This window comes from Streptomyces sp. NPDC005761 (genome assembly GCF_040630635.1).
Classification (GTDB): domain Bacteria; phylum Actinomycetota; class Actinomycetes; order Streptomycetales; family Streptomycetaceae; genus Streptomyces.
Map to the genome: position 1 here is coordinate 229,761 of NZ_JBEXXX010000008.1, position 14,616 is coordinate 244,376.

14 protein-coding genes are annotated in these 14,616 nt (G+C 72.3%); 12 read left to right on the forward strand and 2 right to left on the reverse strand.

The window, feature by feature from the left end:
* Positions 1-120 precede the first annotated feature (120 nt).
* Positions 121-2,007 (forward strand): hypothetical protein, encoded by a 1,887-nt coding sequence (locus ABZ434_RS11060; RefSeq protein ID WP_359134141.1) that lies wholly within the window; start codon positions 121-123, stop codon positions 2,005-2,007.
* A gap of 19 nt (positions 2,008-2,026) precedes the next feature.
* On the opposite strand, the gene ABZ434_RS11065 is transcribed toward ABZ434_RS11060, so the two are convergent.
* Positions 2,027-2,866, reverse strand: a complete 840-nt coding sequence (locus tag ABZ434_RS11065; protein ID WP_359134143.1) for a hypothetical protein — start codon at positions 2,864-2,866, stop codon at positions 2,027-2,029.
* Positions 2,867-2,961: 95 nt separating this feature from the next.
* Here ABZ434_RS11065 and ABZ434_RS11070 point away from each other — a divergent pair, with 95 nt between their 5' ends.
* From ABZ434_RS11070 to proC, 10 genes are all read left to right on the forward strand, one after another.
* Entirely contained in the window at positions 2,962-3,912 is a 951-nt protein-coding gene (locus ABZ434_RS11070; RefSeq protein ID WP_359134145.1) for a Ppx/GppA phosphatase family protein, read from the forward strand.
* Between the two features lie 91 nt (positions 3,913-4,003).
* Positions 4,004-4,828: a sugar phosphate isomerase/epimerase gene (locus ABZ434_RS11075; protein WP_359134148.1), complete on the forward strand. Its 825-nt coding sequence runs from the start codon at positions 4,004-4,006 to the stop codon at positions 4,826-4,828.
* The gene (locus tag ABZ434_RS11080) at positions 4,825-5,490 is read left to right on the forward strand and encodes a TetR family transcriptional regulator (protein WP_359134151.1); all 666 of its coding nucleotides are present in this window, start codon (positions 4,825-4,827) and stop codon (positions 5,488-5,490) included. Before ABZ434_RS11075 ends, ABZ434_RS11080 begins: the two co-directional genes overlap by 4 nt.
* Before the next feature lie 137 nt (positions 5,491-5,627).
* Positions 5,628-7,478, forward strand: coding sequence for a dihydroxy-acid dehydratase (gene ilvD / locus ABZ434_RS11085; RefSeq protein ID WP_359134154.1), 1,851 nt, complete (start codon positions 5,628-5,630; stop codon positions 7,476-7,478).
* Positions 7,479-7,773: 295 nt separating this feature from the next.
* Entirely contained in the window at positions 7,774-8,547 is a 774-nt protein-coding gene (locus ABZ434_RS11090) for a hypothetical protein (RefSeq protein WP_359134157.1), read from the forward strand.
* A 91-nt stretch (positions 8,548-8,638) separates the two neighbouring features.
* Complete coding sequence (locus tag ABZ434_RS11095) at positions 8,639-9,211, forward strand: hypothetical protein (RefSeq protein WP_359134160.1); 573 nt, start codon at positions 8,639-8,641, stop codon at positions 9,209-9,211.
* Between the two features lie 145 nt (positions 9,212-9,356).
* Positions 9,357-9,770: a class I SAM-dependent methyltransferase gene (locus ABZ434_RS11100; protein WP_359134162.1), complete on the forward strand. Its 414-nt coding sequence runs from the start codon at positions 9,357-9,359 to the stop codon at positions 9,768-9,770.
* A gap of 287 nt (positions 9,771-10,057) precedes the next feature.
* The gene (locus ABZ434_RS11105) at positions 10,058-10,825 is read left to right on the forward strand and encodes an ABC transporter ATP-binding protein (RefSeq protein WP_359134165.1); all 768 of its coding nucleotides are present in this window, start codon (positions 10,058-10,060) and stop codon (positions 10,823-10,825) included.
* The gene (locus ABZ434_RS11110) at positions 10,822-11,589 is read left to right on the forward strand and encodes an ABC transporter permease (protein ID WP_359134167.1); all 768 of its coding nucleotides are present in this window, start codon (positions 10,822-10,824) and stop codon (positions 11,587-11,589) included. The genes ABZ434_RS11105 and ABZ434_RS11110 overlap by 4 nt, the downstream gene beginning before the upstream one ends.
* A gap of 59 nt (positions 11,590-11,648) precedes the next feature.
* The gene (gene proC / locus ABZ434_RS11115) at positions 11,649-12,458 is read left to right on the forward strand and encodes a pyrroline-5-carboxylate reductase (RefSeq protein ID WP_359134169.1); all 810 of its coding nucleotides are present in this window, start codon (positions 11,649-11,651) and stop codon (positions 12,456-12,458) included.
* Between the two features lie 35 nt (positions 12,459-12,493).
* On the opposite strand, the gene ABZ434_RS11120 is transcribed toward proC, so the two are convergent.
* On the reverse strand, positions 12,494-13,078 hold the full coding sequence (locus ABZ434_RS11120; RefSeq protein ID WP_359134170.1) for a cysteine hydrolase family protein: 585 nt from the start codon (positions 13,076-13,078) through the stop codon (positions 12,494-12,496).
* Between the two features lie 80 nt (positions 13,079-13,158).
* On the opposite strand from ABZ434_RS11120, the gene ABZ434_RS11125 reads away from it, so the two are divergent.
* Positions 13,159-14,175, forward strand: coding sequence for a helix-turn-helix domain-containing protein (locus tag ABZ434_RS11125; protein ID WP_359134198.1), 1,017 nt, complete (start codon positions 13,159-13,161; stop codon positions 14,173-14,175).
* Positions 14,176-14,616 lie beyond the last annotated feature (441 nt).

The window sequence follows — 14,616 nt, forward strand, 5'->3', positions numbered from 1 at the left end:
CCCGGCGGAGGGCGCGGAACTATGGGTTCCTGTCCCTTATTGAGCGATACGTTCACCCGTAAGGGTTAAAAGTGCTCAAGAGGTGCGAGTGCCATGCCCTGCCCTGCCTACGGTCGCAAGGTGACGAGCAGCAGGCTGGAGACCCCGACGAACACCCCCGGCGCACACCGGGCGCAGCACCGTGCGCCCCACTCCACGCCGAAGCAGCCGCCCGCCCGTTACGAGCCGCATCTCGACGGCCTGTTCACGTACTGCCTCTCCGTGCTCTGCGACCACGACGCCGCCACGGAGGCGCTCGGCGGCGTACTGGCGCTGGCCGAGCGGCAGAACGGCCGGTGCCCCACCGGCGAGGAGGAACGTAAAACCTGGCTGTACGCGCTGGCCAGGTGGATGTGCCTGCGCAGGCTCGGGGAGCAGAAGCAGGGCCGCCGGGCGCACCGCAGGCCCGACGGCCCGCAGGCGCGCAGGCAGCCGGCCAGGACGCAGGACGACCACCGCCCCGCCGTGCCGGCAGGCCACGCAGGACGGCGTACGCCCGCGACCGCGCACGCCCCGAAGACCACGTCCGCAACGCCCCTCGCGGCCTCCGCACCCCGGTCCGCCGCGTCGGCATCCGGGGCGCCCGCCGCGTCCGGGGAGAGCCCCGTGGCCGCCGAGGCGCACCGCCGCGAGCTGGCCCAGCTGGCCTGGCCCGAGGCGGCGGGCACCACCCCCGAACAGCGCGAGGCGCTGGAGCTCGCGGTGCGCCACCGGCTCACCCCGCGTGCGGTCGCCGCCGTCCTCGGGCTGGAACCTGCGACCGCCCGGGAACTGCTGGCCGCGGCGGCCTGCGAAGTGGAACGGACGAGGGCCGCCCTCGCCGTAGTCGAGAAGGGCAACTGCCCCGCGGTCGGCAGGCTCACCGATGACCACCGGGTGCTGCTCTCCGCCACCCTGCGCCGCGAGCTCGTACGGCATGTGGACGACTGCCCGAGCTGCCGGCGCGCGGCCGAGCGGGCCGGCGCCCAGGGCCCCTGGCCGGGGGCCGCGGTCACTGCCGTGGCCGCGCTGGCGGTCGTCGAGGCGCCGCGCCCCTCCGCCTATGTGGCGATGATGCAGGCTCAGAAGCATCAGAAGAATCGGTCCGCCACTCCCCGGTTCGACCGCACCGGCTTCCCGATGGACCCGAAGGACCACGCCGCCCGCCGGGACCGGCTGCGTTCCAGGGTGATGACGACGACGGTGGTCGCCACGGTCGTCGCCGCCCCCGTGATCGCCCTGTGGTCCGCCTACCGGGGCGCGCCGCTCACCGGCGAGGGGCGCGACGGTTCGGCGGTCACCGCGACCGAGGCGGACGACGGACACGGAAGCGACGACCCGTACGGCCACTACGAGAACGCGGGCAACGCGCGTCCCGAGCCCGGCCCCGACTTCACGGACGGGGGCGGCCTCCCGGACGTCTCGGCCGAGGTCATCAGCGTGGGCGCGGACCCGGCCCGGGGCGGGGGAGGGGCAGGCGCGGGCCGCCTCACCGTCGAGGCCCGCTCGTCCGGCGGCACGACGACGATCACGCTCATCGCGTCGAAGGCGGGACCGGTCGTCTGGTCGGCCGGCACAGGCCAGTCGTGGCTGCGCCTGAGCACCACGTCGGGAACGCTCGCGGCGGGCGACAGCATCACGATCCGCGTACTCGTGGACCACGCGCGCGAACCCGCCGGGTACTGGACGGCACGGATCGCCGTCGCCCCCTCGGGGTCGGTCGTGGCCATGCACGGGTACGGGCGGCGGGCACCCACCGACGCGCCGCGGCCACCCCTGCCGAGCGGGCCGGCCCGTCCGCACCCGCCCGTTCCGGAGGAACCGTCGCCGTCCTCACCGGATCCCGATCCGACACCCACGCCGACACCCGACCCGACGGACAGCACCCCGCCGCCGACGGAACCGACCAGCCCGTCCCCGGACCCGACGGGCTCCCCGGACCCGAGCGACCCGGGCAAGGGCCCGAGCATCCCGCCGGCGGCGGACTGACGGGCCCGTGGCCCGGGAGTTACGTGGGGTCCGCCGGGTGGGGAGCCATGGGCAGCAGCGAGGAGAGCCGCTCCTCGCACAGCTCGACCAGCCGGTCGTACGCCTCCTTGCCCATCAGCTCCGTGAGCTCCGGCCGGTACGACACGTACACGGGCTCCCCGGCACCGTGCGCCGACGTCGCCGAGGTGCACCACCAGTGCAGGTCGTGCCCGCCCGGCCCCCAGCCCCGCCGGTCGTACTCACCGATCGACACCTGGAGCACCCGCGTGTCGTCGGGCCGGTCGATCCAGTCGTACGTCCGCCGGACCGGCAGCTGCCAGCACACGTCCGGTTTGGTCTCCAGGGGCTCCTTGCCCTCCCGCAGCGCCAGGATGTGCAGGGAGCAGCCGGCCCCCGCGGCAAAGCCGGGACGGTTCTGGAAGATGCAGGAACCCTCCCAGCGCCGCGTCTGGCGCTCGCCGTCGTCATCGGTCTGGACCCAGCCCGACTCCGTACCCACGTCGTGGAACTGCCACAGCTCCGGGGTGAGCCGCGCCACGTGCCCGGCCACCCGCTTCTCGTCGTCCTCGTCCGAGAAGTGGGCACCCAGGGTGCAGCACCCGTCGTCCGCGCGACCGGCCTGGATGCCCTGGCAGCCACTGCCGAAGATGCAGGTCCACCTGGACGTCAGCCAGGTCAGGTCACAGCGGAAGACCTGCTCGTCGTCGGCGGGGTCCGGGAACTCCACCCACGCCCGCGCGAAGTCGATCCCCGTCTCGTCGGGCCCGTGGGGCCCCTCTGTCTGCGGCTGCTGCATCTCCTGCTTCGTCTTCTGCTTCTTCGTGACTTTGCCCGGCTTCGCCTTTTTCGTCTTTGGCACGCGCCCAGAGTAAGACCGACCGGCGCATGGGTGGGGCGCAGCGGCACGGGATGCGCCGGTCCGTTGCCCTTTGCAGCCGCAGTAGCGTTCTGCGTATGAGACTCGGAGTCCTCGACGTGGGGTCGAACACGGTTCATCTGCTGGTGGTCGACGCGCACCCCGGCGCCCGCCCGCTGCCCGCGCACTCGCACAAGGCGGAGCTGCGGCTGGCCGAGCTCCTCGAAGGGGACGGGGCGATCGGCCCGCTCGGTGTCGACCGGCTGGTGACGACGATCGCCGATGCGCTCCAGGCCGCCGAGGACAAGGGCTGCGAGGACGTGCTGGCGTTCGCCACCTCCGCGGTGCGGGAGGCGAGCAACGCCGACAAGGTGCTCGCCCGGGTGCGTGACGAGACGGGCGTCGACCTCGCCGTCCTCAGCGGCACGGAGGAGGCACGCCTCACCTTCCTCGCCGCCCGGCGCTGGTTCGGCTGGTCGGCGGGCAAGCTGCTGCTCCTGGACATCGGCGGTGGTTCGCTGGAGGTCGCGTACGGCATGGACGAGGAGCCGGACGCGGCCGTGTCGCTTCCCCTGGGCGCGGGCCGCCTCACGGCCGGCTGGCTGGCCGGCGATCCGCCGGAGCCGGCACAGGTGAAAGAGCTGCGCCGCCACGTACGGGCGCGGATCGCCCGCAGCGTCGGCGAGTTCACCCGCTTCGGCCGCCCCGACCACGTCGTGGCCACGTCCAAGACCTTCAAACAGCTCGCCAGGATCGCGGGCGCCGCACGCTCCACCGAGGGCCAGTACGTGCAGCGCACCCTCAGCCGCAAGGCCCTGGAGGAGTGGGTGCCGAAGCTGGCCGGGATGACGGTGGAGGAGCGCGGGAACCTGCCCGGTGTCTCCGAGGGCCGGTCCGCCCAGCTGCTGGCCGGCGCGCTGGTCGCGGAGGGGGCGATGGACCTTTTGGGCGTCGAGGACCTGGAGATCTGCCCCTGGGCCCTGCGCGAGGGTGTGATCCTGCGCCGCCTGGACCACCTGACGTCCACCGAGGACGTGGCCCTGAACTGACGGACCGCCCACGGGCGTGTCACGTCATGGCCCTTCTCACTTTCCGCCGGACCCTCTCGGCGACGCGTACCGCTGCCCGTACGCTGTCTGCGTGGCAGAACCAGTGGTGCGCATCCCGGATGCGAAGGTCGCCCTGTCGACGGCCTCGGTCTATCCGGAGTCGACGGCGACGGCCTTCGAGATCGCCGCGCGCCTCGGGTACGACGGCGTCGAGGTCATGGTCTGGACCGACCCCGTCAGCCAGGACATCGAGGCCCTGCGCCGGCTCTCGGACTACCACCGGATGCCGATACTGGCCGTTCACGCCCCCTGTCTGCTGATCACGCAGCGGGTCTGGTCCACCGATCCCTGGGTCAAGCTCCAGCGGGCGCGCGCCGCGGCGGAGAAGCTCGGTGCGTCGACCGTCGTCGTCCATCCGCCGTTCCGCTGGCAGCGGCAGTACGCGCGCGACTTCGTCACCGGGATCTGGCGGATGGCGGACGAGACCGACGTCCGGTTCGCCGTCGAGAACATGTACCCGTGGCGCTACCGGGACCGGGAGATGCTCGCGTACGCCCCCGACTGGGACGTCACCAACGACGACTACCGGCACTTCACCGTCGACCTGTCGCACACCTCCACGGCGCGTACGGACGGCATGGCGATGGTCGACCGGATGGGCGACCGGCTGGCCCACGTCCACCTGGCCGACGGCAAGGGCTCCGGCAAGGACGAGCACCTGGTGCCCGGCCGGGGCGACCAGCCCTGTGCCGAACTGCTGGAGCGGCTGGCCCGTACGGGCTTCGACGGCCATGTCGTCATCGAGGTCAACACGCGCCGCGCGATGTCCACCGCCGAACGCGAGGCCGACCTGGCCGAGGCGCTCGCCTTCACCCGGCTGCACCTCGCCTCCTCCGCGCAGGTGCCGCGCCCGTGACCCCGGGCGCCGAAGCACCGGGCCCCAGGCGCCGCGGCCGCCCCGCCCGCACCACGGCGACGACCGGCCCCGACGCGCGCACCCGCATCCTGGAGGCCGCCCGCACCGAGTTCGCGGAACGCGGTTACGACAAGACGTCGGTCCGCGGCATCGCGAAGGCGGCGGGCGTGGACGCCGCCCTGGTCCACCATTACTTCGGCACGAAGGACGAGGTCTTCGCCGCCGCGATCGAGCTCTCCTTCGAGCCCGCCCTGGTGATCCCTGCCATCCTGGGCAGTGACAAGGACGGCCTGGGGGAGCGGCTGGCCCGCTACTTCATCGCGGTCTGGGAGAACCCGGTGTCCAGGACCCCGCTGCTGGCGGTCATGCGGTCGGCCCTGACCCACGAGGCGGCGGCGAACGTGCTGCGCGGCTTCGTGCTGCGGCGCCTGCTGGGCCGGATCGCGGAACAGCTGGACGTACCCGACCCGACCTTCCGTGCGGAGCTCGCGGCCTCGCACATGGTGGGCATCGCGATGCTGCGGTACGTGCTCCGGGCGGAGCCCCTGGCGTCGGCGGACCCGGAGAAGATCATCGCGATGGTGGCCCCCACCCTGCAGCGCTACCTGACGGACGACACAGCTCAGGGCGCCCCGGGCGAACCGAGCCCCTCCCGCGATTGAGGAGCGGGGCCCGGGGGCGGCCGCGCCCCCGCCCAGCCCCTGAGCACCCAGTCCCGCATTCCGGACACCCCGTCCAGATCCTGGCACCACAGGCGTACGCTCGAAACCAGTCTTTTCTGTCGAAGGAGCGAGAGACGATGCCGCAGCTGAGGTCCCGCACAGTCACCCACGGTCGCAACATGGCGGGCGCCCGCGCCCTTATGCGGGCCTCGGGCGTAGCGAGCGAGGACATCGGCAAGCCGATCATCGCGGTCGCCAACTCGTTCACCGAGTTCGTCCCCGGCCACACCCACCTCGCTCCGGTCGGCCGGATCGTCTCCGACGCGATCAAGGCGGCGGGCGCGGTCCCCCGCGAGTTCAACACGATCGCGGTGGACGACGGCATCGCGATGGGCCACGGCGGCATGCTCTACAGCCTGCCCTCCCGCGACCTCATCGCCGACAGCGTGGAGTACATGGTCGAGGCGCACTGCGCCGACGCGCTGATCTGCATCTCGAACTGCGACAAGATCACCCCCGGCATGCTGATGGCCGCGATGCGCCTCAACATCCCCACGGTCTTCGTCTCCGGCGGTCCGATGGAGGCCGGCAAGGCCACCCTCGTCGACGGCACGGTCCGCAAGCTCGACCTGGTCAACGCGATCAGCGACGCGGTCGACGAGAGCATCTCCGACGAGGACATCCTCCGCATCGAGGAGAACGCCTGCCCCACCTGTGGCAGCTGTTCCGGCATGTTCACCGCCAACTCGATGAACTGCCTGACCGAGGTCCTCGGCCTCTCCCTCCCCGGCAACGGCTCCGTCCTCGCCACCCACACGGCCCGCAAGGCGCTGTACGAGGACGCGGGCCGGACGGTCGTCGAGATCACCAAGCGCTACTACGAGCAGGACGACGAGACGGTCCTGCCGCGCTCCATCGGCACCCGCGCCGCGTTCGACAACGCCATGGCGCTGGACATCGCGATGGGCGGTTCGACCAACACGATCCTGCACCTGCTGGCCGCCGCCGAGGAGGCGGAGCTGGCGTACGACCTCGACGACATCAACGAGGTCTCCCGCCGGGTCCCGTGTCTCTCCAAGGTCGCCCCCAACGTGGCCCCCGGTGGCACGTACTACATGGAGGACGTCCACCGGGCCGGCGGCATCCCCGCCCTCCTCGGTGAGCTCCACCGCGGTGGTCATCTCAACGAGGACGTGCACTCGGTGCACTCCGACACGCTGGCCGAGTGGCTCAAGAACTGGGACGTCCGCGGCGGCTCGCCGTCCCCCGAGGCCGTCGAGCTGTGGCACGCGGCCCCCGGCTGCGTCCGTTCCGCGACCGCCTTCTCGCAGTCCGAGCGCTGGGACACCCTCGACCTGGACGCGGCCGGCGGCTGCATCCGTGACGTGGAGCACGCGTACTCCAAGGACGGCGGCCTCGCGGTCCTCAAGGGCAACATCGCCGTGGACGGCTGCGTCGTGAAGACGGCCGGCGTCGACGAGTCGATCTGGACCTTCGAGGGTCCGGCGGTCGTCTGCGAGTCGCAGGAGGAGGCCGTCGACAAGATTCTCCGCAAGGAGATCACGCACGGCGACGTCGTCGTCATCCGTTACGAGGGCCCGCGCGGCGGCCCCGGCATGCAGGAGATGCTCTATCCCACGTCCTTCCTCAAGGGCCGCGGACTCGGCAAGACCTGCGCGCTGATCACCGACGGCCGCTTCTCGGGCGGCACCTCGGGCCTGTCCATCGGTCACGCCTCGCCCGAGGCGGCGTCCGGCGGCACGATCGCGCTCGTGGAGGACGGCGACCGGATCCGGATCGACATCCCGAACCGTTCGATCGAGCTCCTCGTCGCCGACGACGAGCTGGCCACCCGCCGCGAGGCGCTGAACGGCGTGTACGCGCCGAAGAACCGCGAGCGCAAGGTCTCGGCGGCCCTGCGCGCCTACGCGGCCATGGCGACGAGCGCGGACCGCGGCGCCGTCCGGGACGTCTCCAAGCTGGGCTGATCCGCCGGCCCCTCTCGGCCGAGCCACCCGCGCCCGGCCCCTCCCCGGAGGGGCCGGGCGCGGCGCGTGGGGCGTCGATCGACTCCTCGCGGCATCTGGGAGCCGTGGGCGCAGGCAGCCACAGGTCCCGACCGCCTGCGCCTGTCCGGCCGCCAGGGACGGCCACGACGGCGAGGGGGAGGCCGAGGACCAGCGGACGTACCCCGTTCCTCATTCGGCACAGTCCGGACGGTGGGGACGCCGGTATGGACCGGGGCCTTGTGGGCCGTCCACCGTGTGGCCGATCGTCGTGTCCATGGGAATGCTGACGACCTGCCTGGTCTCGCTGGCCGGGGTGAACATCATCCTGGGTGCGGCCCGGTGGTGGCGGCGCTCGGTGGAGTCCCGGATGGTCCGGCAGGTGCGGGCCTGGCCGGGGCTCGACACGTACCACGCGGACCTGCTGAGCGCCGCCGAGCCGTTGTGCTCGACCGACCACCAACCCGACGCCCTGGCGCGCAACGCCTCGCGCGCGGCCGAGGTGGCCGTCCGACTGCTGCGTCGGGACGGCCTGCTCCGCGGGCACAGCCTGGAGTTGGCCGAGACCGCAGCCGAGCCCGCGCACCCGGTCACCGCGGCCGCGTTCCGCGCCATCGCCCTGCACCCGGGTGCCACCCGCCCACGGCTCGGCGACATCGGCCGCGACCCCGGATTCCGGTCCGCCGTCCGCGCCCACCTGAAGGAACTCTTCACCCACGCCCCGGCCACCCGCCGGCACCTGGGCACCACGATCAGAGGCCTGGCCCTCCGGGCGTACGCCCTCGGCGCGGCAGCTCCTGCCGTCCACGCCTACCTCCTGCTCCGCCGCGCCGCCCCCACCGACCCCGACATCGTGAAGGGCTCCTTCTTGCTGGCCTCCCTCGTCTTCGTGGCGGCCCTGGCCGTGATCACAGCCCAGGCCGGCAACATCTGGCACCCCCTCCAGGAGCCGGAGATCCCCCTCGCCCTCGAGGAACCGGGGCCACGGGGCGACGACCCCGCGGCCCCGGGTGACGGCGACCCGGAGGCGGTACGCCGCGACTGCACCTGACGGGACTGCGGCGCACCGCGGCCGGCGGGAACGGCCAGCCGCGCACGGCTGGCAGGGCCGGACCGCTTTGCGCCCTGGGATACTCGATCCCGTGACCGAGAACAGCGACATCCCCGACGGCACGGCTTCCGGCACCATCGAGTCGGGCGCGACGCCCACCGGCGCCCCCGCGACGGCCCCCGGCCCGCAGCCCGAGCCCATCCGCTTCTTCGGCACGACCTGGGTCGCCCACGACGGCAACTACGGGTTCCGCCGCCTGGGCGCGGGCATGGGTTCACTCGCCGCCGCGGTCGCCTCCTGCTTCGTGCTGCGCTTCGCCTACCAGGGCCTGGAGATCGCCGACGTCGGCAGCCTCGTCGGCGTGCTGGTTGTCGTGATGTTCGCCATCTGCAGCGCCGTCGCCTTCCGCAGGACGTGGGAGGGCTTCGGCCGCCGCCCCGCCGACCCGGGCCGCGAGGACGCGCTGCGCGGCCTCAAGACCATCGGCTTCATCGGCTCGCTCCTCGCGTACTTCTTCCGTACGTTCACCGAGGCACCGGGCGAGAAGCTCCGGCGTGCGGAGTACGAGGCAGCCCAGGTCAGGTTCGCGAAGCGCCGCTCGTCCCGCACCGGCAACCCGGCAGCCCGTAGGACGGCCAAGTCGAAGAAGGCCCGCCGCAAGTAGGCCCGGCGGGGCCACGATGCCCCATGACTGCCACCGGCTCCCCGCACCACACCCCGCGCCCCTCCCGCGCCCTGTTCTTCGACCGGGCGGCTGCCCAGTACGCCGCCGCCCGCCCGGCCACCCGTCCGCCGTCCTGTTCGACGCCGTGGAGGAGCTCGCCGACCGCTCCCCGCGCGGTGCCCGCACGATCGACGTGGGTGCGGGCGCCGGCATCTCCACCCGCCGCCTCCACGACCGCGGCGCCCATGTCGTCGCCGCGGAGCCGGGGCCGGGCCTGGCTGCCGAACTCCACCGCGCCCTGCCGCACATCCCGCCGGCGCGGGGCGACGGCAGCGGCCTCCCCTTCGCCGACCTGATCACGTACGCCCAGTCCTGGCACTGGACCGACCCCGGGCGCTCCACCCCCGAGGCCCGGCGCGTCCTGCGGCCGGGCGGCGCGCTCGCCCTCCGGTGGTACGTCTCCGACCACTGGGTCCCGTGGGCGGCGGCCCAGGACACCCGGCTGCGCCGCTCCCTTGGCGTCGGGACGGGCGTCGAGGACACGAGTGCCCACGGCTGACCGGTCCGCCACCGGGATCCGCCGACCGAACTCCCCTTCGTGCGCCGCCGCGTCCTCCGGACCCGGCGCGTCCTACCTCGCCACCCACTCCGCCTTCCTGGTCCTCGGGGCGGAGCCCACCCGACGCTTCGTCGACGGGGAGCGCGAGCACCTCGCACCGCTCTTCCCGGACGGCACGGCCGAGGAGGCCTGCGTCGTCGGCCCGAACGTCGCCTTCCGCCGCAGACCGGTCCTTCCCTGCGGCGGTCCCTTGACGGGGGCGCCCCGCCGGGATCAATATTCATCACATGATGAATTCTCCGGGCGCCGCCATCGAGGCCCGCGACCTCACCGTCGTACGAGGCAGCCGCACCGTCCTCAAAGGCCTCGACTTCACCGTCGGACCCGGCAGGATCACCGGCCTCCTCGGCCCCTCCGGCTGCGGCAAATCCACCCTCATGCGGGCCGTCGTCGGCACCCAGGCCAAAGTGACCGGCACGCTCGACGTCCTCGGCAGTCCGGCAGGGCACCCCACCCTGCGCCCACGGATCGGGTACGTCACCCAGGCCCCGTCCGTCTACACCGACCTCACCGTCCGGCAGAACCTCGACTACTTCGCGGCGATTCTCCAGCCGGGCCGCCGCCACCGGGACTCCCGCCGCGCGGCCGTCGCCCGAGCCGTCGCCGAGGTCGACCTGTCCAGCCACGCCGACAACCTCGCCGGCACCCTCTCGGGCGGCCAGCGAACCCGCGTCTCCCTCGCCGTGGCGCTGCTCGGCACCCCCGAACTCCTCGTCCTGGACGAGCCCACCGTCGGCCTCGACCCGGTGCTGAGACGCGACCTCTGGGACCTCTTCCACAGCCTCGCCGCCGACCACGGCACGACCCTGCTGGTCTCCTCCCACGTCATGGACGAGGCCGAGCGCTGCCACCGGCTGCTCCTCATGCGCGAAGGCGAGATCCTCGCCGACGACACCCCCGAGGCGCTGCGCAGGGGAGCCGGCACCGACACCGTCGAAGAAGCCTTCCTCCACCTGGTCGACGCGGCCGCCACCCGTCAGGAGAACGCCCGATGAGCACGACGACCCACAGCGCCCCGCCCCTGAGCGCCGCCCGCACCCTCGCCACCGCAGGCCGCGTCCTGCGCCAGCTGACCCACGACCCGCGCACGATCGCACTCCTGCTGCTGATCCCGGTACTGATGATCACGCTGCTGCGGTACGTGTTCGACGGAAGCCCTCGGACCTTCGACTCCATCGGTGCCTCGCTCCTCGGGATCTTCCCGCTGATCACGATGTTCCTGGTGACCTCGATCGCCACCCTGCGCGAACGCACCTCGGGCACCTTGGAGCGACTCCTCGCCATGCCGCTCGGCAAGGGCGACCTGATCGCCGGCTACGCCCTCGCCTTCGGCGCCGTCGCCATCGTCCAGTCACTCCTGGCCACGGCCCTCTCGGTCTGGGCGCTCGGCCTGGACGTCACCGGATCTCCGTGGCTGCTGCTCCTGGTGGCCCTGCTCGACGCCCTCCTCGGCACGGCGCTCGGCCTGTTCGTCTCCGCCTTCGCGGCCTCCGAGTTCCAGGCCGTCCAGTTCATGCCGGCCGTGATCTTCCCGCAGCTCCTGCTCTGCGGACTCTTCATCGCCCGGGACCGGATGGCCCCCGCCCTCGAAGCGATCTCGGACGTGCTGCCCATGTCGTACGCCGTCGACGGCATGAACGAGGTCCTCCACCACACCGCCGTCACCGGCGACTTCATCCGCGACATCGCGATCGTGGCCGGCTGCGCCCTCCTGGTGCTCGCCCTCGGCGCAGCCACCCTCCGCCGCCGCACCGCCTGACGGGCCGGTGCGAGGATGGCGCCACGAGAACAGTGAGCACCGCCCGGAGGGTGAAGCGCATGACCCAGACAGTTGCAGTCCTCGGCACCGGCAAGATCGGCGAGGCCCTGCTCAGCGGCATGATCCGGGCCGGATGGCGCCCGGGAAACCTGCTGGTCACCACCCGCCGCTCCGAGCGGGCCGCAGAGCTCCACGACCGCTACGGCGTCGACGCGGTCACCAACGCCGAAGCCGCCAAGCGCGCCGACATCCTCATCCTCGCGGTCAAGCCCCAGGACATGGGCCGCCTGCTGGACGAGCTCTCCGCGCACACCACGCCCGACCGCCTGGTCATCAGCGCCGCGGCCGGCATCACGACCGCGTTCATCGAGGAGCGCCTCGCCGCGGGCACCCCGGTGGTCCGGGTCATGCCGAACACCCCCGTCCTGGTCGACGAGGGCATGTCCGTCATCTCCGCGGGCAGCCACGCCACCACCGCACACCTCGCCACCGCCGAAGCGATCTTCGGCGGGGTGGGCAAGACCCTGCGCGTCCCGGAGTCCCAGCAGGACGCGGCCACCGCCCTCTCCGGCTCCGGCCCCGCCTACTTCTACTTCCTCGTCGAGGCGATGACGGACGCGGGCATCCTGCTGGGCCTGCCCCGCGCCCAGGCCCACGACCTCATCGTGCAGGCCGCCATCGGCGCCGCCGTGATGCTCCGCGACAGCGGCGAGCACCCGGTCAAGCTCCGCGAGGCCGTGACCAGCCCGGCCGGCACCACCATCAGCGCCATCCGTGAACTGGAGAACCACGGTGTCCGGGCCGCTCTCATCGCGGCCCTCGAAGCCGCCCGCGACCGCAGCCGCGAACTCGCCTCCGGCAATGGCTGAGCCACCGCCCGGGTGGGGGCCACCCCACCAGGGCCCTACGCTGCGGCGGCGATCAGCTCCGCACTGCGCACCACCTTCGCGAAGCCACCGCCGTGCAGCGACACGGCGGTGGCCCGAGCCAGTTCCTGCGCACCGAGCGTCCACCCCCAGGGACCCGTCCCGTCGAAGGTGTACGTCGCGTCGAGCGCGAAGAACACCTCGTACCCCAGGTTTCCCGCCATCCGCGCCGTCGTCTCCGCGCACATATTGGTCTGGATCCCGGCCACCACGATCTGCCGCACCCCGGCGCCGCCCAGCCACGCGCCCAGATCCGGGGTCCCGTAGAACGCCGAATTCACACTCTTCGTCAGAAACAGCTCGGGCCCGCTGCCCTTCCCACGCCGCTCCTCCACGTACGGCTTGAAGTCGTTGCCGGGATACCCCACCCGCAACGGCGAATCCGGCTTGGGCGAGTCATGCCGCACGAAGACGACCGGCCGCCCACTCGACTGCCAGGCATCGATCAGCCCGGCGATGTTCCGGTCCGCCCCGGGATTGTTCCGCGGCCCCCAGTACGCCTCCTCCTCGAAACCCTGCTGTACGTCCACCACGACCAGTGCTGCGTTCTCCGCGATCTCCATGGCTACGATCCTGCCGCCCGTCCGCGCGGCCGCCCAGAGGTCGAAAAGCCATCGACCGATGCTTTACTGCCACCATGCCCATGACCGAGGCCGCCGGCCACTCCCCCTCCCGGATCGCCCTCGTCTCCTTTCCCGGGGTCCGGGCGTTCGACGTCTCCGTCATCACGGAGGTGTGGGGCGTGGACCGCACGGACCGCGGAGTCCCGCCCTTCGTCCTGCGCCGCACCGCGGCCACCGACGCCCCCATCCCGTTGCGCGGTGGTCTCTCCCTGACCCCCGACCGCACGCTGAGCTGGCTGGCTCGGGCGGATCTGATCGTCGTCCCGGGGCTCGACGACCATGTGACACAGGCCCCCGCGCCGGTCCTCGAAGCCCTGCGCCGGGCCCATGCCCGGGCCACGCCGATCGCCGCCCTCTGCGGAGGCGCCTTCACCCTGGCCCAGGCGGGCCTGCTGGACGGCCGCCGGGCAGTCACCCACTGGAACCTCACCGACCTCCTGCGCAGCCTCCACCCCGCCGTGACCGTCGTACCGGACGCACTGTTCGTCCACGACGACAACCTCTGGACGTCGGCCGGCACCGCGGCCGGCATCGACCTCTGCCTCCATCTCGTACGGACGACCCAGGGCGCCGAGGCGGCGGCGACGATCGCGCGCTCGATGGTCACGGCTCCCTTCCGCACCGGAACGCAGGCTCAGTTCATCGAGCACCCCACGCCGCACACGGACCGCGGCGCCGACGCGCTCGCCGATGTCCGAGCCTTTGCCCTGACCCGTTTGGCGGAGCCGCACACGGTGGCGGAGCTGGCCGACCGGGCCGGCATGTCACCCCGCTCCTTCGCACGCCACTTCCAGGCGAGCACCGGCACCACTCCGTTGCGCTGGCTGATCACCCAGCGCATCGCCGCAGCTCAGAAGCTGCTGGAGCGCACCGACCTCCCGCTGCCCGAGGTGGCGCGCCGCACGGGCTTCGGCAGTGACATCACCATGCGCCAGCACTTCGCGGCCCACCTGGGCACCAGTCCCCGCGACTACCGCCTGGCCTTCGCCCGCACCCCGACGAGGACCGGGGTTGACACGCCCCCTCGGCGTCCGTAGTGTGCTCCGAGTTGTCCGACGTGAGCGCCGACTCCGGTCGGTCCCCGGACAGCCATTCCGCAGTAACCACAACGAGCGAGCGACAGTTGTCGCCTGCCTCTGCGTGCGCATTCGCGAAATGAGGAATCGGCGTTCGAAGGAACGTCACCCCGATTAGCGTCGAGGCCCCGGATTCCGCTAACGTCTCACTCGTCGGAACGGCCCAACAGCCGGGATGACAAGCCCCGCTGACTGGGAATCAGGCCCGAAAGGATCTGATAGAGTCGGACTCGCCGGAAAGGGAAAGCGCGAAAGCGAAGAACTGGAAAGCGAAAATGCAAGGCCCGCTTCGACCGGGAATCGGACGCGAAAGAGTCTGATAGAGTCGGAAACGCAAGACCGAAGGGAAGCGCCCGGAGGAAAGCCCGAGAGGGTGAGTACAAAGGAAGCGTCCGTTCCTTG

What these genes read in the sequence shown, in the direction of transcription:
- ABZ434_RS11105 (WP_359134165.1), top strand. Translation starts at nt 10,058, where the DNA reads ATGATGAATTCTCCGGGCGCCGCCATCGAGGCCCGCGACCTCACCGTC.
- ABZ434_RS11090 (WP_359134157.1), top strand. Translation starts at nt 7,774, where the DNA reads ATGGGAATGCTGACGACCTGCCTGGTCTCGCTGGCCGGGGTGAACATC.
- ABZ434_RS11070 (WP_359134145.1), top strand. Translation starts at nt 2,962, where the DNA reads ATGAGACTCGGAGTCCTCGACGTGGGGTCGAACACGGTTCATCTGCTG.
- ilvD (WP_359134154.1), top strand. Translation starts at nt 5,628, where the DNA reads ATGCCGCAGCTGAGGTCCCGCACAGTCACCCACGGTCGCAACATGGCG.
- ABZ434_RS11125 (WP_359134198.1), top strand. Translation starts at nt 13,159, where the DNA reads ATGACCGAGGCCGCCGGCCACTCCCCCTCCCGGATCGCCCTCGTCTCC.
- proC (WP_359134169.1), top strand. Translation starts at nt 11,649, where the DNA reads ATGACCCAGACAGTTGCAGTCCTCGGCACCGGCAAGATCGGCGAGGCC.
- ABZ434_RS11120 (WP_359134170.1), bottom strand. Translation starts at nt 13,078, where the DNA reads ATGGAGATCGCGGAGAACGCAGCACTGGTCGTGGTGGACGTACAGCAG.
- ABZ434_RS11110 (WP_359134167.1), top strand. Translation starts at nt 10,822, where the DNA reads ATGAGCACGACGACCCACAGCGCCCCGCCCCTGAGCGCCGCCCGCACC.